At 70.6% G+C, this 26,544-nt stretch carries 25 protein-coding genes and 1 pseudogene; 10 read left to right on the top strand and 16 right to left on the bottom strand.

Annotated elements, in window-relative coordinates; genetic code table 11:
* The first annotated feature begins 8 nt into the window (after positions 1-8).
* Positions 9-929 carry an SMP-30/gluconolactonase/LRE family protein gene (locus SSMG_RS27835; RefSeq protein ID WP_009081492.1) on the top strand — a complete coding sequence of 307 codons (921 nt, stop codon included), beginning with the start codon at positions 9-11 and terminating at the stop codon, positions 927-929.
* Positions 930-1,010: 81 nt separating this feature from the next.
* Here SSMG_RS27835 and SSMG_RS27830 read toward each other — a convergent pair whose 3' ends face one another.
* A complete protein-coding gene (locus SSMG_RS27830) occupies positions 1,011-1,838 on the bottom strand; it encodes an enoyl-CoA hydratase family protein (protein WP_009081491.1) in 828 nt (275 codons plus the stop codon).
* Positions 1,835-2,539: an SDR family NAD(P)-dependent oxidoreductase gene (locus tag SSMG_RS27825; protein WP_009081490.1), complete on the bottom strand. Its 705-nt coding sequence runs from the start codon at positions 2,537-2,539 to the stop codon at positions 1,835-1,837. The genes SSMG_RS27830 and SSMG_RS27825 overlap by 4 nt, the downstream gene beginning before the upstream one ends.
* Positions 2,540-2,585: 46 nt before the next feature.
* On the opposite strand from SSMG_RS27825, the gene SSMG_RS27820 reads away from it, so the two are divergent.
* The 4 genes from SSMG_RS27820 to SSMG_RS27805 all read left to right on the top strand — a co-directional run bounded on the left by SSMG_RS27820 (position 2,586) and on the right by SSMG_RS27805 (position 6,618).
* The gene (locus tag SSMG_RS27820; protein WP_009081489.1) at positions 2,586-3,401 is read left to right on the top strand and encodes a PaaX family transcriptional regulator C-terminal domain-containing protein; all 816 of its coding nucleotides are present in this window, start codon (positions 2,586-2,588) and stop codon (positions 3,399-3,401) included.
* An 8-nt stretch (positions 3,402-3,409) separates the two neighbouring features.
* The gene (locus tag SSMG_RS27815; RefSeq protein ID WP_009081488.1) at positions 3,410-4,201 is read left to right on the top strand and encodes a tryptophan 2,3-dioxygenase; all 792 of its coding nucleotides are present in this window, start codon (positions 3,410-3,412) and stop codon (positions 4,199-4,201) included.
* Positions 4,198-5,397 carry a kynureninase gene (locus tag SSMG_RS27810; protein WP_037715081.1) on the top strand — a complete coding sequence of 400 codons (1,200 nt, stop codon included), beginning with the start codon at positions 4,198-4,200 and terminating at the stop codon, positions 5,395-5,397. The genes SSMG_RS27815 and SSMG_RS27810 overlap by 4 nt, the downstream gene beginning before the upstream one ends.
* Positions 5,398-5,544: 147 nt before the next feature.
* The gene (locus SSMG_RS27805; protein WP_037715079.1) at positions 5,545-6,618 is read left to right on the top strand and encodes a Glu/Leu/Phe/Val dehydrogenase dimerization domain-containing protein; all 1,074 of its coding nucleotides are present in this window, start codon (positions 5,545-5,547) and stop codon (positions 6,616-6,618) included.
* Between the two features lie 69 nt (positions 6,619-6,687).
* Here the strand turns inward: SSMG_RS27805 and SSMG_RS27800 are convergent, their stop codons facing one another.
* From SSMG_RS27800 to SSMG_RS27785, 6 genes and pseudogenes are all read right to left on the bottom strand, one after another.
* On the bottom strand, positions 6,688-7,542 hold the full coding sequence (locus SSMG_RS27800) for an IS3 family transposase (RefSeq protein WP_009077419.1): 855 nt from the start codon (positions 7,540-7,542) through the stop codon (positions 6,688-6,690).
* Positions 7,539-7,862 (bottom strand): helix-turn-helix domain-containing protein, encoded by a 324-nt coding sequence (locus tag SSMG_RS47230; protein WP_234392755.1) that lies wholly within the window; start codon positions 7,860-7,862, stop codon positions 7,539-7,541. Before SSMG_RS47230 ends, SSMG_RS27800 begins: the two co-directional genes overlap by 4 nt.
* Before the next feature lie 39 nt (positions 7,863-7,901).
* Positions 7,902-7,973 (bottom strand): annotated as a pseudogene (locus SSMG_RS47755) (hypothetical protein); the annotation flags it as partial.
* A gap of 484 nt (positions 7,974-8,457) precedes the next feature.
* Positions 8,458-8,643 (bottom strand): DUF5302 domain-containing protein, encoded by a 186-nt coding sequence (locus SSMG_RS43845; RefSeq protein ID WP_078560919.1) that lies wholly within the window; start codon positions 8,641-8,643, stop codon positions 8,458-8,460.
* Positions 8,644-8,714: 71 nt separating this feature from the next.
* Complete coding sequence (locus SSMG_RS27790; protein WP_009081482.1) at positions 8,715-9,131, bottom strand: hypothetical protein; 417 nt, start codon at positions 9,129-9,131, stop codon at positions 8,715-8,717.
* Between the two features lie 92 nt (positions 9,132-9,223).
* Positions 9,224-10,090 (bottom strand): alpha/beta fold hydrolase, encoded by an 867-nt coding sequence (locus SSMG_RS27785; RefSeq protein WP_009081481.1) that lies wholly within the window; start codon positions 10,088-10,090, stop codon positions 9,224-9,226.
* 69 nt (positions 10,091-10,159) lie between these two features.
* On the opposite strand from SSMG_RS27785, the gene SSMG_RS27780 reads away from it, so the two are divergent.
* Complete coding sequence (locus tag SSMG_RS27780) at positions 10,160-10,870, top strand: TetR/AcrR family transcriptional regulator (RefSeq protein ID WP_009081480.1); 711 nt, start codon at positions 10,160-10,162, stop codon at positions 10,868-10,870.
* 204 nt (positions 10,871-11,074) lie between these two features.
* Here the strand turns inward: SSMG_RS27780 and SSMG_RS27775 are convergent, their stop codons facing one another.
* From SSMG_RS27775 to SSMG_RS27750, 6 genes are all read right to left on the bottom strand, one after another.
* A complete protein-coding gene (locus SSMG_RS27775) occupies positions 11,075-11,704 on the bottom strand; it encodes a TetR/AcrR family transcriptional regulator (protein WP_037715077.1) in 630 nt (209 codons plus the stop codon).
* Between the two features lie 105 nt (positions 11,705-11,809).
* Complete coding sequence (locus SSMG_RS27770; RefSeq protein WP_009081478.1) at positions 11,810-13,504, bottom strand: NAD(P)/FAD-dependent oxidoreductase; 1,695 nt, start codon at positions 13,502-13,504, stop codon at positions 11,810-11,812.
* A complete protein-coding gene (locus SSMG_RS27765) occupies positions 13,501-14,277 on the bottom strand; it encodes a carbon-nitrogen hydrolase family protein (protein WP_009081477.1) in 777 nt (258 codons plus the stop codon). The genes SSMG_RS27770 and SSMG_RS27765 overlap by 4 nt, the downstream gene beginning before the upstream one ends.
* Positions 14,274-15,659 carry an amino acid permease gene (locus SSMG_RS27760; protein ID WP_037715075.1) on the bottom strand — a complete coding sequence of 462 codons (1,386 nt, stop codon included), beginning with the start codon at positions 15,657-15,659 and terminating at the stop codon, positions 14,274-14,276. The genes SSMG_RS27765 and SSMG_RS27760 overlap by 4 nt, the downstream gene beginning before the upstream one ends.
* 1,180 nt (positions 15,660-16,839) lie before the next feature.
* The gene (locus tag SSMG_RS27755) at positions 16,840-18,090 is read right to left on the bottom strand and encodes a HAMP domain-containing sensor histidine kinase (protein ID WP_199786004.1); all 1,251 of its coding nucleotides are present in this window, start codon (positions 18,088-18,090) and stop codon (positions 16,840-16,842) included.
* 20 nt (positions 18,091-18,110) lie between these two features.
* Complete coding sequence (locus SSMG_RS27750; RefSeq protein ID WP_009081473.1) at positions 18,111-18,794, bottom strand: response regulator transcription factor; 684 nt, start codon at positions 18,792-18,794, stop codon at positions 18,111-18,113.
* A 91-nt stretch (positions 18,795-18,885) separates the two neighbouring features.
* On the opposite strand from SSMG_RS27750, the gene pip reads away from it, so the two are divergent.
* From pip to lpdA, 3 genes are all read left to right on the top strand, one after another.
* Positions 18,886-20,304, top strand: coding sequence for a prolyl aminopeptidase (gene pip, locus SSMG_RS27745; RefSeq protein WP_009081472.1), 1,419 nt, complete (start codon positions 18,886-18,888; stop codon positions 20,302-20,304).
* A 64-nt stretch (positions 20,305-20,368) separates the two neighbouring features.
* A complete protein-coding gene (locus tag SSMG_RS27740; protein WP_037718087.1) occupies positions 20,369-21,142 on the top strand; it encodes a 1-acyl-sn-glycerol-3-phosphate acyltransferase in 774 nt (257 codons plus the stop codon).
* Positions 21,143-21,336: 194 nt separating this feature from the next.
* Positions 21,337-22,722, top strand: a complete 1,386-nt coding sequence (gene lpdA, locus SSMG_RS27735) for a dihydrolipoyl dehydrogenase (protein ID WP_037715073.1) — start codon at positions 21,337-21,339, stop codon at positions 22,720-22,722.
* Here the strand turns inward: lpdA and SSMG_RS27730 are convergent.
* Both SSMG_RS27730 and SSMG_RS27725 read right to left on the bottom strand, forming a co-directional pair.
* Positions 22,712-23,212, bottom strand: coding sequence for a GNAT family N-acetyltransferase (locus tag SSMG_RS27730; protein ID WP_009081466.1), 501 nt, complete (start codon positions 23,210-23,212; stop codon positions 22,712-22,714). The genes lpdA and SSMG_RS27730 overlap by 11 nt on opposite strands.
* Before the next feature lie 37 nt (positions 23,213-23,249).
* Positions 23,250-24,443, bottom strand: coding sequence for an MFS transporter (locus tag SSMG_RS27725; protein WP_037715070.1), 1,194 nt, complete (start codon positions 24,441-24,443; stop codon positions 23,250-23,252).
* Positions 24,444-24,606: 163 nt separating this feature from the next.
* On the opposite strand from SSMG_RS27725, the gene SSMG_RS27720 reads away from it, so the two are divergent.
* Positions 24,607-26,508: a S8 family serine peptidase gene (locus SSMG_RS27720; protein ID WP_009081462.1), complete on the top strand. Its 1,902-nt coding sequence runs from the start codon at positions 24,607-24,609 to the stop codon at positions 26,506-26,508.
* Positions 26,509-26,544 lie beyond the last annotated feature (36 nt).

The raw sequence follows: 26,544 nt of genomic DNA, 5'->3' as shown, positions 1-26,544 counted from the left end.
AGGCCGGCGTGCGGTTCGGCGAGGTCGCGATCGTGCCGGTGAACGGGCACGGTCCGGAAGACGTGGTCGTGGACGCCGAGGGCCGGGTCTACACCGGCGTCGACGACGGCCGGATCCTGCGCGTTTCGCCGGACGGACGGCGGATCGACCTGATCGGCGACACCGGCGGCCGCCCGCTCGGGCTGGAGCTGTACGGCGACGGCGAACTGCTGATCTGCGACGCCCGCGCCGGTTTGCTGACCATGCCGCTGGCCGGCGGCGAGCCGACGACCCTCGCGACGTCCGGGGCCGGGCTCGACTTCGTGTTCTGCAACAACGCCGCGGTCGCCGCCGACGGCACGGTCTACTTCACCGATTCCTCGCGCCGCTTCGGCATCGACAACTGGCGCGACGACCTCATCGAACAAACCGCGGGCGGACGGCTGCTGCGCCGCACGCCGGACGGCCGCATCGACCTGCTCGCCGACGGCCTCCAGTTCGCGAACGGCGTCGCGCTGCCGCCGGACGAATCCTTCGTGGCGGTCGCCGAAACCGGCGCGTGCCGGGTCAGCCGGATCTGGCTGACCGGCCCGCGCGCGGGCGACCGCGACCTCCTGATCGACGACCTGCCCGGCTTCCCGGACAACATCTCAACCGGTTCGGACGGACTGATCTGGATCACCGAGGCGAGCCCGCGGCTGCGCGCCCTCGACGTCGTGCGCCGCCTGCCCCGCGCGGTCCGGGCGGCCGTGCGCGCTCTGCCGGACGCGGTGCAGCCCGCCCCGAACCGCCGGGTGGGCGCGGTCGCCGTCACGCCGGAGGGCTCGGTGGTGCGGGAATTGCGCGGGGAGATCCCGGGATTCCACCTGCTGGTGGGCATCCGCGAATACCACGGCCGCCTGTGGTTCGGCTCGCTGGAAGAAAACGCGATCGCCTACACCGACCTCTAGCTGTCCGTGAGGGGAACCCTGAGGGACTCAGAGTCCCTCAGGGTTCCCCTCACGGACGATCAGCGGACGATCAGCGGGCGGTCAGCGGCCGGTCCACTGTGGACTGCGACCGGCGGCCCAAGCGGCGTAGAACTCCTTGTGGTCCTTGGCCGTCATCAGCAACGCCTGCGTGATGGCTTCCAGTTCGATCGAGCTGCCCAGGTCGCTGTCGAGTTCGCGGGTCAGCAGCACCTTCGTGGTGGAGTACGCCAGCGCCGGGCCGTCCGCGAGGCGGCGGGCCAGTGCGGCGGCCTCGTCGGCCAGTTCGGCGTCCGGCACGACCCGGTTCGCCAGCCCGATCGCTTCGGCGCGCGCGGCGGGGAGTTTGTCGCCCAGCATCAGCAGTTCCGTCGCGCGGCCGAGGCCGACCAGGCGCGGCAGCAAGTACGCCGAACCCATGTCCGCGCCCGCCAGGCCGACCTTCGTGAACAGAAACGCGAACTTCGCCGATTCGGCCAGCAGCCGGAAATCGCTCGCCAGCGCGAGGACTGACCCGGCACCGGCCGCGACGCCGTTGATCGCCGCGATGATCGGGATCGGCGTCTCGCGCATGGCTTTCACCACCGCGCCGGTCATCCGGGTGAATTCGAGCAGTTCCGCGGTGTCCATTTTCTGCAGTTCGCCGATGATTTCCTCGACGTCGCCGCCCGAGCAGAACCCGCGGCCCTTCCCGGTGAGCACGAGCACCCTGACGTCGCCGCGGTGCGGCAGTTCGGCGACGAGGTCGCGCAGGTCGGCGTAGACGTCGAAGGTGAGCGCGTTGAGCTTTTCCGGACGGTCGAAGGTCACCGTCGCGACCCCGTCGTCCACCGTGAACTCGAAGTGCTCCCACGATTTCGTGAGCGGGACGCTGGCGCGGAACGGGCTCATTTCTGGATTCCTCCACCGTCGAGTACGAGGGTCTGTCCGTTGATCGCGGCCGCCTCCGGGGCGGCGAAAAACTCCACGGCGTACGCGATTTCGCCGGGTTCGAGCAGCCGTCCGAGCGGGGAGGCGGCGGCGAGCGCGGCTTCCGCGTCGGCCTCGTCGCGGCCGGTGCGCTCGCGGATCCGGGCGACCGACGTCGCGGTCATGTCGGTGCGCACGAACGACGGGCACACCGCGTTCGACGTGACGCCCGTGCCGGCCACTTCCGCCGCCACCGCGCGCATCAAGCCGACCGCCGCGTGCTTCGACGCGGTGTAGCCGGAGGTGTAGCGCGCGCCGGCCAAACCGGCGGTCGACGCGACCGTGACGATCCGCCCGAAGTCGCGCTCGCGCATCCCTGGCAGCACCGCGCGAGTGCACAGGAACCCGCCGGTCGCGTTTACCTCGAACTGGCCGCGCCAGTCGTCGAGACCCGTTTTCGCGAGCGGCGCACTGGAGGACACGCCAGCGTTGTTGACCAGCACGTCGACCGGTCCGAGCTGGGCGAAATACGCGCGGACGGCGGCTTCGTCGGTCACTTCGCATTCGGCGCGGCCGGGGGAGTGCACGGTCGCGCCGGCCTCGCGGAACCGCTCGGCGACGGCCGCGCCGATGCCGCGGGTGCCGCCGGTGACCACGACGACTCGGTCGGAAAAACTGCTCACTCCCGAAAGCTACACTGCAGCGGGCTGAGGTGTATAGAGTTGCCTCGTGCCCGACACCGAACCCGCCCGCACGCCCCAGGAGCTCGTGATGACGCTGCTGGGCAGCTACGTGCGCCCGCGCGAGAGCAGGCGCGTGTGGTCCGGCGGGCTTGTCGCCCTGCTGCACGAGCTGGGGTTCTCCGACGGCGCGGCCCGGATCGCGCTGACCCGGCTGGTGCGCCGCGGCCTGCTGTCCCGGCACCGCGAGGGCAGGCTGGTGCACTACTCGCTGACCTCGCGCACGGTCGCCCTGCTCGACGACGGCGACCGGCGGATCTTCGGTCTCGGCCGCCGGGACGAACCGGCCGGGACCTGGACCGTGCTGTGGCAGAACATCCCGGAGACCCGCCGGAAATCCCGCGAACGGCTGGTCCGGCGGCTGCGGTTCCTCGGGTTCGGCCCGGTCCAGGACGGCACCTGGCTCGCCCCGCACGACCGCGAGGCCGAGGTGCTCGCCCTGCTGAGCGAACTCGAAGTCGCCGAATACGCCGGGCTGATGCTCGGCACCCCGTCGGCCGCGCTCGACGTGCGCCGGCTCGCCGGACGGGCCTGGGACCTCGACGGACTGTCCGCCCGGTACGCCGCGTTCGTCGCCGAATTCGGCGGCACGCCGCGCGGGCTCGGCGACCCGGAAGCGTTCGCGGTGCGCACCCGCCTGGTGCACACGTATCGCGAATTCCCTTCGCTGGACCCGGAACTGCCGTCCGAGCTGATCCCCGCGCCGGGCACGCGGGCCGCCGCGGTCAAGCTGTTCCACGACCTGTATTCGGCGCTCGCGCCACCCGCGCAGCGCCACTTCGACCGAACCCTGTCCACGAGATGAGGAACCCGATGACCGGAACCGACGACACCCAGGCCGCGCTCAGCTACACGTCCTATCTGGCGCTCGACGAGGTGCTCAGCGCGCAGCGCCCGCGCTCGGACGAACACGACGAACTGCTGTTCATCGTGATCCACCAGGTCTACGAGCTGTGGTTCAAGCAGATCCTGCACGAGGCCGCGTTCCTGCAGGAGAACCTGGAGGCGGGCAACACCGCGCATTCGATCCGCACGCTGCGCCGCATCCTGACCGTGCTGAAGGTCGTGGTCGCGCAGATCGACGTGCTGGAGACCATGACGCCCAGCCAGTTCACCAGCTTCCGCGCCCGCCTCGACGCCTCCAGCGGCTTCCAGTCCGGCCAGTTCCGCGAGCTGGAGGCGGTGCTCGGCCGCCGCGACGAGCGCGTCTTCGCGCACTACCCGGACGGCGGCGAGCAGCGCACCCGGATCGCCGACGCGATGCGCCGCCCGTCGGTGTTCGACTCGTTCCTGACGTATCTGTCCGGAAAGGGCTACCCGGTCGCCACCGATCGCGACGTGACCCGTCCGCTGGAGCCGTCGCCGGAGCTGCAGGAAGTGCTGCTGAAGGTCTACGAGGACGACGGCGGCCCGTCGGTGCTCGCCGAGGCGCTGGTCGACCTCGACGAGGGCCTGCAGGAATGGCGCTACCGGCACGTGAAAATGGTCGAACGCACGATCGGCGACAAGACCGGCACCGGCGGTTCGTCCGGCGCGACCTACCTGCGCACGACGCTGTTCAACCCGATGTTCCCGGACCTGTGGGCCGTCCGGAGCCGGCTGTGACCACTGTGGAATCCTTGCGCGCCAAGGAAAACGCGCTCGCTCCGCACTACTCGCGGTTCCGCGTCGCCGACCGGTTGCTGCTGTCGGCGCATTCGCACCAGGCTTGGCCGGATGTCGCCGAAGAGGGCCTGCGCGAAGCGTTCGCCGACGCCGCGGAGGAGGTGGACGAGAAGTGGGGCCGGGCGTTCGCGAAGGCCGACGAGCTGCGGAACGGGTTCCGGCAGTGGCTGTCCGATCCGCACGGCGACTACGCGCTCGGCCAGAACACGCACGAACTCGTGCTGCGGTTCCTGTCCGCGATCGAACTGCGGAAGCGGCCGCGTCTGGTGACCACGGACGGAGAGTTCCACACTCTGCGCCGCCAGCTCACCCGGTTGGCCGAGGAAGGCGTCGAGGTCGTCCGCGTGCCCGCCGCGCCGGTCGCGACCTTGGCGGAACGGCTCGCCGAGCAGGTCGACGACCGCACTGCCGCGGTGCTCACGTCGGCAGTGCTGTTCGAGACGTCGTGGATCGTGCCGGGCCTCGCTCATCTGGCTGATACCTGCCGGAGCCGCTCGGTCGAACTGGTCGTTGACGCCTACCACGCGGTCGGCGCGGTCCCGTTCCCGTTGCACGACCTCGGCCTCACCAACGCGTGGGTGCTCGGCGGCGGCTACAAGTACCTGCAGCTCGGCGAGGGCAACTGCTTCCTGCGCCTGCCCGCGCACGCCCAGGAACTGCGTCCGGTGATTACCGGCTGGTACGCGGAATTCGGCGCCCTCGCCGACGAACGCCGACCGGACGAAGTCGCGTACGCACCCGGCGGCGACCGCTTCGCCGGAGCCACGTACGACCCGTCGAGCCACTATCGCGGCGTACGCGTGCAGCAGTTCTTCGCCGAGCAAGGACTCACCGCCGAGTTCCTGCGCGAGGTGTCGCAGCACCAGGTCGGTCTGCTGGCCAGCTGTTTCGACAGTCTCGGCCTTCCGGACGACGTCGTCACCCGCGATCGCGAGACCCCGCTCGACGGCATCGGCGGTTTCCTCTCGCTGCGCAGCCCGGTCGCCGGGCAACTGTGCGAACGCCTGGCCGCGCGCGGCGTGCGGACTGACAGCCGGGGCCACTACCTCCGGTTCGGACCCGCGCCGTACCTGTCGGATGAACAGCTGGAGACCGCGATTTCCACCCTTCGGGAAGCTGTCGCGGATCTGGGGTGAAGCTCCCGGGATGCGGGTGGTGGCCCGGAGAACGGCGAAGTAGGTTGACGGTGTGCACTGCGGAACGGGCAACCCCCGTTCCCCGGTGCGCACCGTTCACACATTTGCGCGGCCACGAGCCGCGTGGGAGACAAAGGAGTCACCACCGTGACCGAAGGCGTGTTCGGCCGGCACAGCGGCCATGAACAAGTCGTGTTCTGCCACGACGAGGCCAGCGGGCTGAAAGCCATCATCGGCATCTACTCCACCGCTTTGGGCCCGGCCCTCGGCGGCACCCGGTTCTACCCGTACGCCACTGAGGACGCCGCGCTCGACGACGTTCTGGCGCTCTCCAAGGGAATGGCGTACAAGAACGCCCTCGCCGGCCTCGACCTCGGCGGCGGCAAGGCCGTCATCATCGGCGACCCGAACACGCTGAAGTCCGAAGCGCTTCTCCGCGCGTACGGCCGCTTCGTGGAATCCCTCGGCGGCCGCTACATCACCGCCTGCGACATGGGCACGTACGTCCGCGACATGGACGTGGTCGCCCGCGAGACCCGGCACGTCACCGGCCGTTCCCCCGAGGACGGCGGCGCGGGCGACTCGTCGGTGCTCACTGCTTTCGGCGTGTACCAGGGAATGCGGGCGTCCGCGGACCAGGTGTGGGGCGTGCCCGAACTGACCGGCCGCCGCGTCGGCGTCGCGGGCGTGGGCAAGGTGGGCCACATCCTCGTCGGCCACCTCGTGGAGGCCGGCGCGCGCGTGGTGCTCACCGATGTCGCGCCCAGCGCCGTGGAACGCACCCGCGCGGCGTACCCCGACGTCGAGGTGGTGTCCGATGTGGACACCATGATCGGAACCGAACTGGACGTCTTCGCCCCGTGCGCGATGGGCGGCGTGCTCACCGACGAGACCGTGGCCGCCCTGCGCACCCAGATCGTGTGCGGCGCGGCGAACAACCAGCTCGCCCACCCCGGCGTCGACAAGCTCCTGGACGACCGGGGCATCCTGTTCGCCCCGGACTACCTGGTGAACGCGGGCGGCGTGATCCAGGTGGACGACGAACGCCACGGCTTCGACTTCGCCCGCGCCCAGCGCAAGACCGCGGCCATCTTCGACACCGCGAAAGCGGTGTACGAGCTGGCGAAGGCCGACGGCGTGCCGCCCGCCGCCGCTGCCGACCGCCTGGCCGAACGCCGGATGTCCGACGTAGGCCGCCTGCGCTCGATCCTCACGGTGTAACTCCGGCGACGTCCGTGAGGGGAACCCTAGGTGAACTGGGCCCCGGAAGTTGGACTGGTTATGTAGAGGTTAGGCGGCGAGGGTCTGGGCCCGGTATTCGGCCGGGCTCAGGCCTTGGAGCGTGGTGGAGATGCGGGTGGTGTTGTACCAGTCGATGTAGTCGTGCAGTGCCGTGATGAACGTGTCGACGGTGTCGAACTTGGTGTGGTGGAAGAGTTCTTCTTTGAGGTGGCCGAAGAAGTTCTCGGCGACGGCGTTGTCCAGGCAGGTGGCTCGCCGGGACATCGACTGGGTCAGGCCGGCGTCGGCGAGCAGGGAGCGCCAGGAGGCGTGCCGGTACTGGAAGCCCTGGTCGGAGTGCACCAGCGGGCGGGCTCCGGCGGGCAGGGTCGCGATCGCGGCGCGCAGCGAGGAGTTCGTCAGCTCCAGCGTCGGGGACGGCCCGCAGGCGTAGGCGATCACGGACCGGTCGAACAGGTCGATCACGGGCGAGAGGTAGACCTTGCGGTCGCCGATGCGGAACTCGGTCACGTCGGTGACCCATTTGGTGTCCGGGGCCTCGGCGCCGAACTCGCGGTTGAGCAGGTTCTCGGCGGCCGTGCCGGGCCGGCCGGGCCAGGACCGGCGCCGGCGCGGCCGCCGGACCTGGCAGACCAGGCCGAGGGCGTTCATCAGCGCGAGCACGGTTTTCTTCGCCACCCGCCAGCCGGCGCGGGCCAGGACCGTGTGGATCCGCCGGTGCCCGTAGCGGCCGCGGGCGGCCTCGAACGCCTCGGCGATCGCGGCCTTGAGCCCGGCGTGCGGGTCGGGCCGGTCGGGCCGGGCCTGGTGGTAGAAGAACGTCGACCGGGCCAGGCCCGCGACCGCCAGCAGCACCGGCAGCGGATAGTCGGCCTTGAGGGCGGCGACGGCCTGGGTTTTCACCCTCGCCCCTGCTCCCTCAAGGCCCGCAATTTTTTTAGGTAGGCGTTCTCCGCCGACAGCCGCAGGTTCTCCGCCCGCAACCGCTCCAGCTCGCCGGGACCCGGCGAGTCCGCGACACCGGGCGGACGGCCTTTCGGCTTGGGCCGCAACGCGTCCTCTCCCTCGCGCCGATACGCCCGCGCCCAGTTCTCCACGAGTTTGGGCGAGGACAGCCCGTGCTCGCGCGCCAGCTCGGCCGCGGTCGCCTCGCCGCCGACATACCGGCGCACGACCTCCAGCTTGAACTCGAACGCGAACGACCGCCTGCCTGGCTTGTCCATCAGCGCTCCCGCGCTCCGCAGCCTCCAACGATCACGCAAGCGTCGCACGGCACCCGCCGACACCCCCAACCGGGACGCCACGGCCTTCGCGCCATACCCGTCCTCGAACAACGCAACAGCGGACGCCCGCTGCCACTCAGACAACGAACTGCGTGGATGCAACGAACCACTCCCCGGACAGCTGGAACTGGATTCCCAGTCCAACTTCCGGGGCGCAGTTCAAGGGGACTCTGAGTCCCTGAGGGTTCCCCTCACGACCCGCCCGTCGCCGCCCGGGATGCGCCCCAATGTGGCATTGGGTGCGTCAGACGCACCGAACGCCACATTGGGTGCGTCACATGCACCCAATGCCACATTGGGGCGCAAGCCCCGCACGCCGCTCCGCTCAAAGCAACCACGCACCGCAGCCGCGCAACAAACCGCAGCCGCTGCACTCAAGCACCGGGGGCACCCAGCCTTCCCCCAACCCTGATACGAAGCCGCCCTGCGGTTCGGGGGTGCTTGTCAAGGCATCTTTCCCGCCTTGACAAGCACCCCCGAACCGTCAGCACAATCAAGCTTCGGGGTGCCCCACGCACACCCCGAACAGCGGCAATCAGCCGCTCTTCCGCCGAAAAGTCCGCTTGTTGGCCGCAGGCCCGTGCGCGTGCTGGCTCTGCTGCCCGCCGTTCTCGTGGGCAGCCCCCTCCCGAGCCTTGGCTTGCTTCCGCTCCAGAGCCTCGCGGAACTGCCGCTTGACGTCGCCCTCCCCGTCGCTGGGTGCCGGTTGCGCTTCACTCATGGCTGACCTCCGAAGGTGACGACGTGATACCCCGCCAGCCTGGCGCCCTTAGCGCACCTTGGCGAGCCATTTCAGAGTGACGCCACCCGGCGGTGGCCCGATTCGGCAGCCTGCCGCGGCTCCGGCACGACAGCCTCCGCGAAGACCGGGCGAACCCGCTGAACCGCCCGCCATCCGGCCCCGGCGACCAGCCCGAACCCCGCCGCACCAGCCAAGATCGCCGCGGCCCACCCGGTCGCCGCGGTGAAAACCAGGGACCCGGACCGGCCGTACGCGAAGCCGGACAGCACCGCCCACCCCACCGTCGCCACCCCGGCCGCGGCGAGGGGAGTCGTGAGCACTGCCACTGCGCCGACCGCGAGCCCGACGGCCCCCACGGCAAAACCGGGATGCGCCGCGGCGAGCCTCGCCGCGCTCGCAGCCGCCACCACCGCCACACAACCGAGCGGAAAACCGAATCCGCCGGCCAGCCGTTCTTCAGTACGCATGCCCCATGGCACCCCGCGCGGGCGCGGAGTACTGGACGCGCGGACAAGTTCCGTACGCCCCGGCGGTCGTTATTGACGGCTTCTTGACCTCGTCAGGCCCGGGCAGCCGCGCGGACGATCGCGGCCACGATCTCCGGCCACAGCGGCTCCGGCAGGTCGTGTCCCATGCCCGGGACGATGACCAGTTCCGCGTCCGGGATCGCCGCCGCGGTGGCCTTCCCGCCGCTGACGTCGATCATCACGTCGGAGTCGCCGTGCAGCACGACGGTCGGCACCCGGACGTCGTGCAGTCGTTCAGTACGGTCGCCCGACGCGACGACGGCGGCGGCCTGCCGCTGCATCCCGACCGGATGCCGTGCCCGGTCGTAGTTCCGGGTTGCCTTGCGCCGCAGGTATTCCTCGGTGGCCGGATAACCCGGCGAGCCCGTCACGCGGTAGTTCGCGACGCTCTGCTCGATCTGCTCCTCGCGAGTTTCCGGCGCCGGCCTGGTCAGCGTCTCCAACGCGGCGGGCGAGACCTGGCCGACCGAGGGGTCGCCGGTCGTCGACATGATCGACGTCAGGCTCAGCAGCCGGTCCGGATGGTCGATCGCGACCTGCTGCGCGACCATCCCGCCCATCGACGCGCCGACGAGGTGCGCTTTCGCGAAACCGAGCGCGTCGAACAGGCCGACGGTGTCGTCGGCGAGGTCCGAGAGCAGGTACGGCGCCGGGGCCGTGCCCGCCATGATCCCGGCGAGGTCCGGCGTGCCGAGTTCGTCGAACCAGGTGGACAGGCCCGCGTCGCGGTTGTCGAAGCGCACCACGTGGAAGCCCCGGCTCGCGAGCAGCTCGCAGAACCCCTCCTCCCAGGTGATCATCTGGGCGCCGAGTCCCATCACCAGCACGACCGGCGGGGCGGCCGGATCGCCGAACGTGTCGTACTCGAGTTCGAGGCCGTTGGCCTGAGCGCGTGGCATGCCCCGATCATGCCGCAGCGCGGAACCGCGTGTGGCCGAGCCGGCGGGGCTCCGGTTACGGTGCACGGCATGCCGACTCCGCGTGCCGGACAGCGCGCCCGGTCCCGTTCCGCGGCCGGGCTGCCCGCGGTCACCGCGAAGAAGGTGGTCGACGCGGCGGTGAAGCTCACCGTCGAACGCGGCCTGGAGAACTGGACGCTGCGGCAGCTGGCCGCCGCGATCGGCGCGTACCCGGCCGTCGTCTACCACCACGTCGGCGATCGCGACGCGGTGGTGTGCGCGGTGCTCGACCGGGTCGTCGGCCAGCTGCGGCTGCCGGACGAAAACCTGGCCTGGCAGGACTGGTTCGTCGAACTGCTCACCGGCCTGCGCGAGGTGCTGCGCAAACATCCGGGCACGGCGCGCCGGATGGCGTCGTTCGGCCCGTCGGTGGCCGCGGCCACGCCCACGGTGGAGCGCGGCGTGCGGATCCTGCTGGACGCGGGCTTCGGCGACGAGAGCTCGCTCGCCTACACGATGCTCACGACCACCGCGTGCCAGTACGTCGCGCTGGAGGACGACCGGGACTGCAGCCTCGGATTGCGCCTGGACAACACCGAGGAGTACGCGTCCTTCCGCGACCGCGAGGACCTCCCCGGCATGGCCGCGCACGGCCGCGCGATGCAGGAGCTGCTCTCCGATCCCGAGGCCGCGACCGGCTACCATCCGCGGCTGTTCGACTTCGCGATCCGCAGCTGCATCGACGGGCTCGCCTGCCGATTGGCCGGGCTGCGGGGCTGAAATTCGCGAAATTGCTCCGCCGGGGCCGCCGCGCTGGGCCGTCCGCGTGGTCGTGGTGAAAAGTCGGGCCGCCGCTGCGCCGACCGACACCGATTCGACGCTTTCCCGGCGTAGCGTGGACAGCTACCGGGGGCCTCGCCTCCGGAAGGGGCCCCCGGCACTTTCCTCCCCCCTCGTGGTGCCGGGGGTTCTCCTTCCGGTGTTTCAGTGCTGGGGCGGATGCTGGATCGCGGGGAAGACCTGGCCGACTACGGTCACGAGCGACATGGTCAGCAGCGTGTGCACCTGGCGCCGGTCCAGCGAGCGGTGCACGAGCCATTCGCGGCCCGCCGCCTTCACCATGCCGGCGAACGCGCGCACCGCGGCGTTCAGTTCCTCGCCGTGCGCGCTGTCGCGGGACAGCCCGACCGCCTCGAGGACGCGGTCCGCCGACGCGCGGTCGGCTTCGGCGACGATCCGGTCCACCTCCGGATCGCGGCCGATGCCCTCCGGCGCGATCGCGGCGAGCCACAGCTTCTCCTGCCCGCGCACCATGTCGAGCAGCCAGTCGATGGCGGCGTCCGCGCGTACTTCCAGCGGGCCGTCCGGCAGAATCTGCACCGCAATCCGCGGCACAGTAAGCGCACGCCGAACGATTTCGAGGTACAACTCCCTTTTTGTTCCGAAATAATGATTGATCAGTCCGCGGGCCACGCCTGCCTCGGCCGCGATGTCCGAAGTGGACACTTCCGAATACGGTCGTTCGCCGAACAGTCGCGCCGCACAGGCGTAGATCTGCTCTTTGCGTTCGTCCGGTTCGAGTCGCCGCCACTTCGGCGCCGGATCGGTGCTCATGGCATCAGTTTGGCATGATCGGTTCAGTAAGGCGGATTGACCGGGCGGAATGTCGCGGCGGAAACACGTTCGGCTGCTACCGCGCGGTATGGGTTGACGACCCGGTCAGTCCGGAAGCGCGATCGGCGCGAGGTCCGCGAAACGGTCTCCCGGACCGGGATTCGCCGGATCGCTCGCGCCGCCGAAGTGCCGCTGCACGCCCCATACCGCGTTGAGCGCGGTCTGCACGGCGCCCTCGGCCCAGCCCGCGGTCCACGAAATGTCGTCGCCCGCAAGGAACAAACCGCGATAGCGCTCGGGCAGTGAATCCTGCACGAAGTGCGTGAAAAGGCGGTGCTGGTACCGGTAATGCCCGGGCAGGTTCGCCTTGAACGCGCCCATGAAATGCGGTTCGGCTTCCCACGACACGGTCACCGGGTCGCCCACGATGTGCCGCCGCACGTCGACGCCGGGGTAGATCTCGCGCAGCGACTGCAGCATCACCTCGACGCGGTCGGACACGGAAAGCGGCAGCCACTTCAGCGAATCGTCGGCCCACGTGTAGGACAGGCAGATCACCGCGGGCCGGTCCGGGTCGTCGCCGAGAAGGTAAGTGCCGCGCGGCATCCGGTCGGTCAGCGTCATGCTCATCGTGTCGCGGCCGGTGACCGGGTCGCGGTCGAGCCAGAACGGGCGGTCGACCGGAACGAACACCTTGGAGGAGGCCATGTAGTGCGTGCGCTCGATGGCCGTCCAGTGGTCGATCGGGAACAGCGCCTCGTCGCATTCGATCTTCGACAGCAGCATCCAGCTCTGCGCGGTGAACACCGCGGCGCCGAACGTGCGGATGTGGCCGGAGGCGTCGGTGACGGTGACGTTGTTCGGCGCGGTCCGGTGCAGCCGCGTGACGCCCGGCCGCGGCTGCCCGTTTTCGTGCAGGGAAGCCAGATTCGTGCCGGACGGCCAGTGCGCGAGCTTCTCCGGGACGTGCTCCCACAGCCGCTTCGGGAGCTGCCCGCTGCCGCCGACGATGCTGCGGTGGTCGTCGTCCGCGCCGGTATAGACCACGCGGAGGATTTCGAGAATCGAGTTCGGGAAGTCGGTGTCCCAGCCGCCGGTGCCGAATCCGACCTGGCCGAAGATCTCCCGGTGCCGGAACGAGGAAAACGCCGGGGAATCGCACAGGAATCCGTAGAAGGTCTGGTTGTCGAGCCGGGGCACCAGCTCGTTCCAGATCTTTTTGACCGTCGCGGCGTCGCGATTGCGGATCGCGGTCTGCATCTCGGCGAACGACGCGTGCTCGTCGAGTGTCCGCTGCCATGCTCGCGCCACTTCGCCGTATACCTCGGGCAGATCTTCCGGCGTGCGCGCGTAATGGCTGTGGCCCTTGAGGTCGACAACCGTGCTCGGCGTAGCGGGCGAAAGCGGGTTCGGGAACGGCGTGGTTTCCAGCCCGGCCTTGTCGATGTAGTGGAACAGCGAAGTCGACGACGGCGGGAACCGCATCGCGCCCATCTCGGCGACCACGTCGTCGGGCAGCCCGGGGAAGTGGTGCGTGCGCAGCCGTCCGCCGATGCCGTCGATCTCGTACACGACCGGCCGCAGCCCGAGTTTCATCAGCTCGTAGGCGGCCACGATGCCGGAGAGGCCGCCGCCGATGACCGCGACCTCGGTGCCGTGCACCTCCTCCGGCACGCTGCCGAGCCCGGCCGGATGCGCGAGGTAATCGTCGTAGGCGAACGGGAAATCGGGGCCGAACATCGTGATCGGCCGGCCGGCGGGTTCCTCGGCGTGGATCGCGGCGGGAACTGCGGAGGTCATGCCCGGGGTCCTTCGGTGAGAGAGCGGTACAGCGACGGCCGTCGGTCGGCCAGGTACGGAGTTTCGGCTCGTGCTTGAGCGAGCGCAGCGGGGTCGAGTTCGGCGAAGAGCAGCTCTTCGCCCGGCCCGGCCTTCGCGACGACGTCGTCCGGAGACGCGACTGTCGAGCGTCCGCAGTAGGTGAGTTCGCCTTCGGTGTCGCAGCGGTTCGCGTACACGATGTACAGCTGGCTTTCGTGCGCCCGAACCGGAATGAGCAGGTCGGCGACGCGCTCGTACGGCCGCATCAGCGCGGTGGGGACGAGCAGCAGGTCCGTGCCCGCGAGCGCGTGCGCGCGGACCAGCTCGGGGAACTCGACGTCGTAACAGATCAGCAGACCGGTGCGGAGGCCGTTGAAGTCGGCCTGCACCACCGGCTCGTCACCAGGGGAGAACTGATCGCGGTCGAGGTCGCCGAACAGGTGGGTCTTGCGGTAGTTCGCGAGCCGTTCCCCTTGTGCGGAAAGCAATTGCGCCGAGTTGTACACCGCGTCGCCGTCGCGCTCGGGGTAGCCGTAGACCAACCCGATCTGGTGCTTGGCCGCCAACGCGCCCAGCTCGGCCGCGCGCGGCCCGTCCGCTGGTTCCGCCAACTCGGCGACCGCTTCCGCACCGATGTTGTAGCCGGTGGTACCCATTTCAGCGGTCACGACCAGTTCAGCGCCGCGCTCCGCCGCCGCGGCCATCGCCTCGGGCAGCCGGTCGTGCGGTCCTTGGTGGACAGCGATGATCATCGGACGGTCTCCGCCAGCCGGGAGCGCCGGATGCTGTAGCCGAAGTAGATGACGAGGCCGAGCAGCATCCACGCGCCGAACACGATCCAGGTCGCCCCGTCGAGGCTGAACATCATGTAGGCGCAGCAGAGCACTCCGAGGATCGGCGTGACCGGCGAGAACGGCACCCGGAAGGAGCGCTGCGCCTCCGGGCGGCGCTTGCGCAGGATCAGCACGGCGACGTTGACCAGTCCGAAGGCGAACAGCGTCCCGATGCTGGTGGCGTCGGCGAGCTTGCCGAGCGGGATGAACGCGGCGAGCACCGCGACGAATCCCGACACCACGAGCGTGTTGGTGCGCGGCACGCCGGTTTTCGGATGCACGGCGGACAGCGATTTCGGCACGAGCCCGTCGCGCGACATGGCGAAGAGGATCCGCGTCTGTCCGTAAAGGACGGTCAGCACGACGCTGGAGATCGCCACGATCGCGCCGATCGCGAGCAGGATCGCCCAGAGCGGGTTGCCGGAGATCGTGGTGAGCACGTGCGACAGCGCGGCTTGTTTGTCGCCGAACTCCTGCCAGGGCAGCGCCCCGATCGCGGCGACCGCGACGAGGCAGTAGAGAACGGTCACGATGGCCAGCGACAGCAGAATCGCGCGCGGCAGGTCGCGCTGCGGATCGCGCGCCTCCTCGCCGGCGGTGGACGCGGCGTCGAACCCGATGTAGGAGAAGAACAACTTCGCCCCGCCGGCGCTCATCCCGGCCAGCCCGAGCGGCAGGAACGGCGTGAAGTTCTGCGCCCGGACGGCGGTGAACGCGATGGCGCAGAACAAGATCAGCGTGCCGATCTTCACGACGACCATGATCGCGTTGGCCCGCGCGCTTTCCTTCGCGCCGGACAGCAGCAGCACCATCGCCAGCAGCACCACGACGATCGCCGGAATGTTGACCAGCCCGCCGTCGCCCGGGGGCCCGCTGAGCGCGTCCGGCAGCGTGACGCCGAACGCCAGGTGCAGCAGTTCGTTGACGTACTGCCCCCACCCGACCGCGACCGACGCGACCGAGACGCCGTACTCCAGCACCAGGCACCAGCCGCACACCCAGGCGACCAGCTCGCCGAGCGTCGCGTACGCGTAGGAGTACGAGGAGCCGGAGAGCGGGATCATGCCCGCCAGCTCGGCGTAGGAAAGCGCGGAGAACAACGCGGTGATCCCGGCGAGCACGAACGAAACCACGACCGCGGGCCCGGCCACCGGAACGGCTTCGCCGAGCACCACGAAGATCCCGCTGCCCAGGGTGGCCCCGATGCTGAGCATGGTCAGCTGACTGAGCCCGAGCGACCGCTTGAGCGGCCCGTGATCGGCCTCGGCGACCAGATCGGTGACCGGCTTGCGGCGCAGCATCGCCGAAGCGAGCCTCCCGCGCGCAGGACTGGACGAGGTGGTGCTCACCGGGCGGCTCCTAGCGATGGATTGTGACGGCACTGTCGACTTCGAGCCACGGTATCGATCGAAAATTGCCCCGAGAACCGAGATCTGTTGTGGAAAAACGGAGGTGAGGGGTGATTCATTGCGCTCTCGGAGTCGGTTTCGGCGGGGACACTGCCTGGGCCGGGTGGGCTCGCAGGCCGTTCCTGACTGTAAGTGATCGGGGATGGGGGCCTTCGGCGGCGGGTTTGGCTGCGCAGGTCGGGCGGGCTGGGCGGGGTTGAGCGTTGCGGATGGCGGGCGTGGCTGGGTGTCGGGTGCGGTGGGTTTGTTTGGGGGCGGACGGGCGTGGGGTCACGGCACGAGGTGCGGCCGGGGTGCCGGATGTGGTGGCGCTGGGCGTCGCGGGTTTCGGCTGCGGGTTTGCCTGCGCAGGTCCGGCGGGCTGGGCGGGGTTGAGCGCTGCGGATGTCGGGCGGGGCTGGGGCCCGGGTGCAGTCGGTTTGTTTTGCGGGGCGGACGGGCGTGGGGTCGCGGCACCAGGTGCGGTCGGGGTGCCGGATGTGGTGGTGCTGGGGCGTCGCGGGTTCGGCTGCGGGTTCGCCTGCGCAGGTCAGGCGGGATGGGCGGGGTTGGGGGCTGCGGATGCCGGGCGGGTGCCGGGTGCGGCGGCCGGGCGGATAGAGGTGGGACGGCTTTGGAACCGCCGGTTCCGGGCACTGCCGAGGTGGCCGGGGCATCGCAAGTTCGGCTGGGGCGGGGTGACGTGGAGCTGCGGGCACCGGGCGAAACTCGGATGCCGGACAGCGGGGTAGTGGCGCTCCAGGTTTCGGCAGCGGGGCCGATGGAGACCGGACGTCCTGGAGTCGCGGGCCCGGGCACGGCTGGGTGCCGGACGCGGAGCCGCGGTGCATCGCGTCATTCGGCTGCGGGACGGGTGGGAACGGAGGCACGAACGCGCGGCGGTGCGCGCTCGCGGGTCAGAGAGGGAAGGCTCGGTGCGATGGACGAGGCACCGCCAAGTCCCGGCTGCGGTGCGTCGGCTCGGTGGGTAGGCCTCCGCAGCGCGCAGCGGGCGAGGAGTTGCGGGCTGGTCCGGTCGCCCGCTGAGCAGGTCGGCGGCGCGAACGAAGGCACCCCGCTTCCGGAAACCGGGTCAGGAGGAGGGTGCTTCCGGAAGCAGCAGCGTGAACGTCGGCGGATCGGGGCGCGACAGGCGGAGGCGGCCTCCTTCGGCTTCGGCCAGGCTTCTTGCCAGGCGGAGGCCTATTCCGTGTCCGCCGGGGGTGTGGTCGGAGAACGGGTCGCGCTCGCCCAGGTCCGGGCCTTCGTCGACGACGTCCACGGCCAGGGCGCCGCCGGCGTCGCGGGCTCGGACGGTGATCGTGCCTTCGCCGTGGTTCACCGCGTTGTCCAGCAGGACTGCCAGTACCTGGCGGACCGCGGGGGCCGAGGCGCGGGCGGGCGGCGGGTCGGTGATTTCCAGGCGCAGTTCGCGGTGGTCGGGCAGGGGGACGTCGCGCAGCTCCGCCAGCAGGGCGGGCAGGTCCAGTTCGTCGCGCGGGGAGCGGCGTTCCCGGGACAGCGCGAGCAGGTCTTCGACGGTCCTTTCCAGCCGGTCGGCGGCGGTGATGCCGGCGCGGATGGCCGCGTACGGGTCGCGGCCGGGGGTTTCCAGGGCGGACTCCAGCTGCAGGCGCAAGCCGGCCAGCGGGGTGCGGAGCTGGTGCGACGCCTCGGCGGAGAAGGCGCGTTCCCGTTCCAGCGTTTCGCCGATGCGGGTCGCGGTGACGTCCAGTGCCGCGCCGACGCGGTCGATTTCCGGGATCGCCGAGCGCCGGGACCGGGCGGAGAAGTCGCCCTCGCCCAGCCGGGCCGCGGCGCACGCCAGGTCCTCCAGCGGGCGGGTCAGCCGTGCGGCGATGCGCCGGGCGACCAGCCAGCTCGCGAGCACCGCGCCGATCGCGCAGCCGGCCATCACCAGCCAGGTGACGCCGACGTCGCGGGTCAGCGCGGACCGGGGGAGCGCCGCGCGCACGATGCCGGTGAGGCGGGCCCCGGTCAGCACCGGGACGGCCAGCACGTCCTCGTCGCCGACCTTCTGGTTCAGCATGTCGCTGCGGCTGGCCGTGACTCCGCGCACGACGTCGTCCGCCGTCGGCGGGCCCACCCCGGCGAGCAGATGGCCCTTCGGGTCGTAGACGCCGACCTCGGCGCCGTCCTCGTTCTCCGGGACCTGGAAGGGCTCGCCGGCGGCGAGCGCGTCGGACACCCCGACGGCCGTGCCGTCGGCGGCCCGTTCCAGCGCGGACGTGGTGTGCGTGCGGAAGTACCACAGCGCCCCGATGGCGAGCGGCAGCCCGAACAGGCTCGTGGCCAGGACCGCCGCGAGGACGGTGAGCGTCACGATCCGGCGGCGCACCCCGTTCAGTCCCCCTCTAGCCGGTATCCGTGCCCGCGCAGGGTGGCGATCCGCGGCACCTCGTACGGCGACTCGGCCGCCGAGGCGAGCTTCCGGCGCAGCGCGGCGATGTGCACGTCGAGCGTCTTGGTGGAGCCGTGCCAGTGCGAATCCCACACGTCGGACATCAGCGTGTCCCGGCTCACCGCCTGGCCCGGCTGGACGGCCAGCCGCGCGAGCAGGTCGAACTCCCGCGCGCGCAGCACGACCTCCCGGCCGCCCAGGCTGACCCGCCTGCTCGCGATGTCGACCTCCAGCGCGCCGATCCGGACGACCGGCGTCGACGGCGCGGCGGGCGCGCCCCGGCGGAGGTGCGCGCGCACCCGGGCGAGCAGTTCGGCCAGCCGGATGGGCTTGGTGAGGTAGTCGTCGGCCCCGGCCTCCAGCCCGACCACGACGTCCATCTCGTCCGCCCGCGCGGTCAGGATCACCAGCACCGCGCCCGGCAGGGCCGAGCGGAGCCGCCGGCACACCTCGACGCCGTCCACGTCCGGGAGGCCCAGGTCCAGCAGCACGAGATCGGCCGCGGTCTCGCGCAGCGCGCTTCGTCCGTCCCGGCACCATTGCACTGTGTGGCCGTGCCCGCGCAGCGCGGAGTCGAGGACGCTGCCGATCGCCGCGTCGTCCTCCACCACCAGTACCTTCGCCATGAGGGAAGCCTAACCGGAGCCCTCCTGCGGGGTTCGCGCGTCCACAGTGGACCGCCAGCGGGAGGGCACCGAGGTCGGGCATAGTGGCTGCATGCTCGGTCTGTACCCGGAACTCGATCCGTACGACCACGGGATGCTGCCGGTCGGCGACGGCAACACGCTGTACTGGGAGGAATGCGGCAATCCCGAGGGCAAACCGGTCGCGTTCCTGCACGGCGGGCCCGGGGGCGGCGCGTCGGCGCGGCACCGGCGGCTGTTCGACCCGGAGCGCTACCGGATCGTGCTGTTCGACCAGCGCGGCTGCGGCCGGAGCACGCCGCACTGCAGCGAGCCGGACGTCGACCTGTCGGTGAACACGACCTGGCATCTGGTCTCCGACATGGAACAGCTGCGCGAGGACCGCGGCATCGACCGCTGGCAGCTGTTCGGCGGCTCGTGGGGGAGCGTGCTCGCGCTCGCCTACGCCGAGACCCATCCGGAGCGGGTGACCGAGCTGATCCTGCGCGGCGTCGCGACGCTCCGGCTCAAGGAAGTGCAGTGGCTCTTCGGCGGCGGCGCGGCGTGCCTGTTCCCGGAGGCGTGGTCGAGGTTCCTCGCGCCGGTGCCGTACGCGCGCCGCGGCGGGGACCTGCTCGAGGTGTACCACGAACTGCTGAATCACCCGGACCCGAACGTGCACGGGCCCGCCGCGCTCGCCTGGAGCCGGTGGGAGGGCGAAACCGTCAAGTTCACCCCGCAGGAAGAGGTGGTGGCCGCGTTCGCCGAGCCGGAGTTCGCGCTCGCGATCGCGCGGATCGAGAACCACTACTTCCGGCACGGCGGCTGGCTCGCCCCGGACCAGCTGATCCGCGGCGCCGGGAAGCTGTCGGGCATCCCGTGCGTTCTGGTGCAGGGCAGGTACGACGTGGTCACTCCCGCCACCACGGCCTGGGAACTCGCACAGGTGCTGCCGGGCGCCGAGCTCAAGATGATCGGCGACGCCGGGCACGCCTTCGACGAACCGGGCACGCTGCACGAGCTGATCAGCGCCACCGACCGGTTCGCGGCAGGGTGGGAGGGCAGGTCCGGGCTGTCGAGCGCGGAAGTCGAACGAAAGGAAATCCGCATGCTGTTCGGTGACGAGCACGTTCGCCGTTACGAGGAGACCGACGGGAAGGTCGGGCACGACTGGCAGGAGGGCGTGCCGACGCTGGTGCTCACCACGAAGGGCCGCAAGACGGGCCAGGACCGCAAGTTCGCCCTGATCTACCAGGAGGACAACGGCAACCCGGTGATCGTCGCCTCCAAGGGCGGCGCGCCGAACCACCCCGGCTGGTACCTGAACCTGCAGGAGAACCCCGAGGTCCGCGTGCAGGTGTGGGGCGACAAGTTCACCGCGCGCGCCCGGACCGCGACCGGCGAGGAACGCGCCCGGCTGTGGGACAAGCTCGCCGCGGTGTGGCCCGCCTACAACGACTACCAGAAGAAGACCGACCGCGAGATCCCCGTGGTGGTGCTCGAGCGGGTGTGATCCCCGCCGCGTCCAGGGCCCGCGCGGCGCCGAACCGGAGCGTCTTCCGCTACGAATGACGCTCATGGCGCTGCGCACCCGGACCCGGGACCACTGGACCCCGCTCGAAGGGGAGCTGCTCGGCTTCCGCGGCATGCAGAGGTACGGCAGGAGCTTCGCCCGCTCCGGCCGGGGCGCCTGGTACCACTTCGCGATCGAGGTGGTGTGGCAGCTGCTCGCCGTCACGAGCCGGTTCCGCGTGCGCGGCGCGCGGAACATCCCGGAATCGGGCGGGGTCGTGGTGGCCTCCAACCATCTGTCGAACGCCGACCCGACGACGCTCACCGCGTTCTGCCTCGGTTCCGGCCGGGTGCCGCGGTACCTCGCGAAGGCGAGCCTGTGGAACGCGCCGGTGATCAAGGCGGTGATGCGTTCGGGCAAGCACATCCCGGTCCACCGCGGCGCGCCGACCGCCGCGGGCGCGTACCGCGACGCCGTCGCCGCGGTGCGGGCTGGCGAGTGCCTGGCGGTCTTCCCGGAGGGCGGCTTCTCCGCCGACCCGGACGGCTGGCCGGCGAAGAACGGCAAGACCGGAGCCGCGCGCGTCGCGCTGGAGACCGGCGCGCCGGTGATCCCGGTCGCGAACTGGGGCACGCACGAACTGCTGCCCGCCGGCGCGTGGTTCCCGCGCGTCCTGCCGCGGCGGAAGATCGAGTTCGCCGCCGGGGAGCCGGTGGACCTCAGCGACCTGCGCGAGCGGGAACTGACCAGGGACGTGCTCCAGGAGGCCACGGCGCGGATCATGGCCGCGGTGACGGAGCTGCTGGCCGGGATCCGGGGCGAGCGCCCGCCGGCCTGACCGGCGGACTCCGCGGTACCGCCAGGCGAAGGCGCCACTGTGGACGATCCGGCCGCGCCGGAAGGAACCTCGGCGCGCACGGTCCGCGCAGTTCCGGCGAATTTTCCGGGAATCATCCGGCCGAGGATGCGCCCGAGCCGAAAGCGGGCGCCGTCACGCCGCCCCGCGCGGGCTCGGGAGGTAGTTTCAACGGTATGAGCGCAGACTATGACGTGGTGGTCCTCGGGGCCGGAGTCGGTGGGTACGTCGCGGCGATCCGGGCTTCGCAGCTGGGCCTGAGCGTGGCGGTCGTGGAAGAGAAGTACTGGGGCGGGGTGTGCCTCAACGTCGGCTGCATTCCTTCGAAGGCGCTGCTGCGCAACGCCGAGCTCGCGCACACGGTGAAGGAGGAGGCCAAGACCTACGGCATCTCCTCCGACGGGGAGATCCGGTTCGACTACACCGCGGCGTACGAGCGCAGCCGCAAGGTCGCGGACGGGCGCGTCAAGGGCGTGCACTTCCTGATGAAGAAGAACAAGATCACCGAGTACAACGGTCGCGGCACCTTCGTGGACGCCAACACCCTCGAGGTGAACGGCGAGCGGATCACCTTCACCTACGGCATCATCGCCACCGGTGCGACTGCGCGGCTGCTGCCGGGCACGCAGCGCAGCGAGCGCGTGGTCACCTACGAAAAGCAGATCCTGGAAAGCGAGCTGCCGGGCAGCATCGTGATCGCCGGGGCAGGCGCGATCGGCGTCGAGTTCGCGTACGTGCTGCGCAACTACGGCGTGGACGTGACGATCGTCGAGTTCCTCGACCGGATGGTGCCGCTCGAGGACGCCGAGGTGTCGGCCGAACTCGCGAAGCGCTACCGCAAGCTGGGGATCAAGGTGCTGCTGGGCACCAAGGTCGAGGCGATCGACGACTCGGGAGCCAAGGTGCTCGTGACCGTGTCGAAGGACGGCGAGCAGCAGGTGCTCGAGGCCGACAAGGTGTTGCAGGCCATCGGGTTCCGGCCGAACGTCGAGGGCTACGGCCTGGAGAACACCGGCGTCGAGCTGACCGAGCGCGGCGCGATCGCGATCGACGGCCGCGGCCGGACGAACGTGCCGCACCTGTTCGCGATCGGCGACGTGACGGCGAAGCTGATGCTGGCGCACGCGTCGGAGTCGATGGGCATCGTGGCGGCGGAGACGATCGCCGGCGCGGAGACCATGGAACTGGACTTCGTGATGATCCCGCGCGCGACGTACTGCCAGCCGCAGATCGCGAGCTTCGGCTGGACCGAGGAACAGGCGCGCGAGAAGGGCCTTGACGTCCAGGTGGCGAAGTTCCCGTTCACGGCCAACGGCAAGGCGCACGGCCTCGGCGACGCGGCGGGCTTCGTGAAGGTGCTGAGCGACGCGAAGTACGGCGAACTGCTCGGCGCGCACCTCATCGGCCCGGACGTGACGGAGCTGCTGCCGGAGCTGACGCTGGCGCAGCAGTGGGACCTTACGGTGCACGAGATTTCGCGCAACGTGCATGCGCACCCGACACTGGGCGAGGCGGTCAAGGAAGCGGTGCACGGACTGGCCGGTCATATGATCAACTTCTGATTCTTCGCCGGTCGCCCTGGCCCGCGGTGGTTTCGCGGGCCGGGGCGCTGTCGTTTCCGGGCAACGAGAACACCAGCTCCGGCCGGGACCACGAGATCCTCGGCGGCTTCGGCGGGACAGTCCCGACCTGCCGGGCTCCCATGGGTTCGTAGAACTTCACCGCGGGCGGATGCGACACCACGCGCACCTCGGTCAGCCCGTTTTCCCTTGCCGTATCGAGGATTCGCTGCACCAGCCGAGCGCCCATTCCGGTTCCCTGCGCTTCGTCCGCGACGAACAACAGGTCCAGTTCGGCATCGGCGAGCGCGGCGAATCCCACTGGTCCCGATGGCCCGCGCGCGACCAGAACCTGGTGCTGGCGAAGGTAATCCGGCGTGACGGCGTAGCCCTCCAGGATGGAGGCGTACCGGCCCTGGTAGGCCGAGGATGCGTGCATGAGGTCGGTGAGCGCGGCGGCGTCGGCAGCGGCCGCGCGGTCGATCTTGAACATGCCGGCCACGGTAACCGGCACCACCGACAAAAACTGATCACGCGCCCCGGCGGGCGGGCAACGCGGCGGCGCTGAGCAGACAAAGCACGGCGCCGATCCCCAGGGAAAACCGCACGCCGAGCAGCCCGGCCGCGATCCCGCCGAGGGTGATGAAAATCGGTTTGGCGGTACGGGTTCCGGTCGACCAGGCGGTGAGCGTCCGCGTCAGAACGGCGTCGTCGATGAGCGACAGGCGGTACGCCGAGTAGGTCGGGTTGAAGATGCCCGCCGCCAGCAACAGTCCGAAGTCGGCGGCGATCAGCAGGACGACTCCGGCCGGTCCGGGAAAGGCGAACGGAGCAGCGAGCAGCCACGGAGTGCGCGCGAAACTGGTCCACCGCAAGACTTTCCGCGCGCCATAACGAGAGCTGAGCAGCGGAGCGAGACGAGCGCCGAGCAGCCCGCCGAGACAGGGAACGCCCAGCACCAGCCCGTATTCCCACGGAGCAAACCGGAGATCCCGCAGCATCAGCACGGTTTGCAGCGGCGTCACCCAAAGGACCGCGCCGCTGAACAAGACCGAGTTGAAGAACAACGGCCGCAGTTCGGGACTGCGCAGGAGGAAACGCCAACCGTCGGTGAAGCCTCGCCGCGAATGGTCCGAAGCAACCGCAGGAGGCGGTTCCGGCGTACGCAAGCGGCGGATTCCGAGCGCGGACAGCAGAAACGAGAAAGCGTCGATGAGCATCGTCGCGGTCGCGCCCAGCCCGCTGATCAAAACCCCGCCCAACGGAGGTCCGGCGGACCAGCAGACCCAGTCGGTGCTTTCGAAGCGGCTCAACGCGACAGCCCGCTCGTCCGGCGCGACGAGGGCTTTGAGGTGTGCGCCGCTGGCGGCGGAGAAGATGACCGCGGCGGTGGCGACGACGATGTCGACCGCGTAGAGCTGCGGCATGGTCAGCACATGCAGCGCGGCCGCCACCGGCACGCTCGCCAGCGCGGCGCAGCGGACCAGGTCGCCGGTGATCATCGCGGGACGTTTCCGGGCGAATTCGACACGGGGTCCGAGCGGGAAGGCGAGTACCGCGCTGGCGGCCGCCGAGATGGCGGTGATCAGGGAAACCTGCCACGCCGGAGCGTCGAGCACGAGCACCGCGACCAGCCCGAGCGCGCCCGCGCCGACCGTGCTGCCCGCCGTGCTGATCGCGTACGCGGCCCACAGCCGCGCGAAGTCCCTCCCCAGGTTCGCCACGGGAGCAGAGTGCCAGCTCCGTTTCCGGCCGGGAAGTGCCCGGGGAAGTCTCACCAGGTGGGCCATTCGGACAGATACCACTTTGGTCGGTGGTCTTGGCCGCGGTCGCTCTTTACATTCACGTGACCACAGTGGGTGGCCGGGGGCGAGGACGGGAGTTGTCATGAGAAGAACGAGCCGGGTGACCGCGTATTCGGTGCCGCTCGCGGTCGGGGTGGTGCTCGCCGGGAGCGGGGTCGCCGTCGCGCAACCGTCGGCCGCGGACGTGGCCAACGCGCGCACCGGGGCCGGGATCAGCGCGTTGCAGGGCATCAAGAGGACCCTCACCCCGGCCGAGCAGAAGCAGTCCAGCCAGCTCGTCGTGGAGAAGCGCCTGCGGGCCGACCGCAAGCTCGCCGCGCTGCTGCCGGATTACCGCACCGGCCTGCCGGTCACCCAGGCCGGCACGGTGTCCGTGGACATCGCGGGCACGGCGGGCCCCGCGATCGCGAACGCCGTGCGCGCCGCGGGCGGCACTGTGCAGTCCACCTCGTCCAACGGCTCGGTTCGCGCCCAGCTGCCGCTCAACGCGGTCGACAAGATCGCGGCACGCGGTGACGTGCGCCAGGTCCAGCCCGCGACGCAGGCGATGACCTGGAACGAGCCGAACGAGCAGCGGCGGCAGCTGGCCAAGAAAGCCGTCACCGCCCTGCAGGTGTCCGAAGGGGACAAGACCCACGGCGCCGACACCGCGCGTACGCAATACGGCGTGGACGGCACCGGCGTGAAGGTCTGCGTGCTTTCCGACGGCGTCAACTCGCTGCAGAAGTCGCAGAACGCGGGCGAACTGCCCGCCGTCGACGTGCTGCCCGGCCAGGCCGGAAGCGGCGACGAGGGCACCGCGATGCTGGAGATCGTGCACGACCTCGCCCCGGGCGCGTCTCTCGGCTTCGCGACCGCGTTCACCAGCGAGTCGAGCTTCGCGGACAACATCCGCGCGCTGCGCACCACCGGCAAGTGCACCGTGATCGTCGACGACGTCGCGTACTTCGACGAGTCGCCGTTCCAGGACACGCAGGTCGCGCAGGCGGTCAACGACGTGACCGCGGCCGGCGCGCTCTACTTCTCCTCCGCGGGCAACTCCGGCAACCTCACCGACGGCACCAGCGGCTACTACGAGGGCGACTTCCGCTCGTCCGGCACCACGCTGCCGGGCGTCACCGGCACCCCGCACGACTTCGACCCGGGCAGCGGCGTGCAGACGACCGACCCGCTCTCGCCGGGCTCGCTCGGCAGGCCGGTGACCCTGTTCTGGTCGGACCCGTGGGGCCGCTCGGCCAACGACTACGACCTGTTCCTGCTCAACGCTTCCGGCAGCGTCGTCGCCTCCAGCGCGAACGCGCAGAACGGTTCGCAGAACCCGTACGAGAGCCTGACCGTGCCGACGTCGGGCTCGGGCTACCGCCTCGCGGTGGTCAAGTACAGCGGCGCGGACCGGTTCTTCGCGCTCAACGTGGTCCGCGGCCGGTTCGTCGACTCCGGTTCGCTCAAGGGCTTCAGCACCGCGGGCGTGACCTCGGGCCACTCGGCGGCAGCGGCGGCGTTCTCGGTGGCGGCGGCCCCGGCGGCGACCGCGTTCGGCCGTCCGCTGGAGACCGGCGACCCGGCGAACCCGGCCGGCCCGTACCCGGGCCTGTTCACCTCGGCCAGCAAGTGGGAGCGCTTCACCTCCGACGGCCAGCGGCACCTCTTCTACAACGCCGACGGCACCGAGCTGACCCCGGGCAACGTGTCCTCGACCGGCGGCGCGACCCGCGCGAAGCCGGACATCACCGCGGCTGACGGCGTGGCCACCTCGGTGACCGGCTTCCAGCCGTTCTTCGGCACGTCGGCGGCGGCCCCGCACGCGGCGGCGATCGCGGCGCTGCTGCTGTCCGGCAAGCCGTCCGCGACCCCGGCGGAGGTCCGCACGGCGCTGGTGTCGAGCGCGATCGACCTCGGCGCGCCCGGGTTCGACGCGGTGACCGGCAACGGCGTGATCATGGCCGGCCCGGCGCTGGCGGCGCTGGGCGTGCCGAAGAAGTAGCGGTTCCGCGCTCAAGACCAATGGTCCGTGAAGGGC

Source organism: Streptomyces sp. AA4 (assembly GCF_000158875.1).
GTDB lineage: Bacteria > Actinomycetota > Actinomycetes > Mycobacteriales > Pseudonocardiaceae > Amycolatopsis.
The sequence above is the reverse complement of the archived record's forward strand: the minus strand, read 5'-3'. Positions and strand labels throughout refer to the sequence as shown.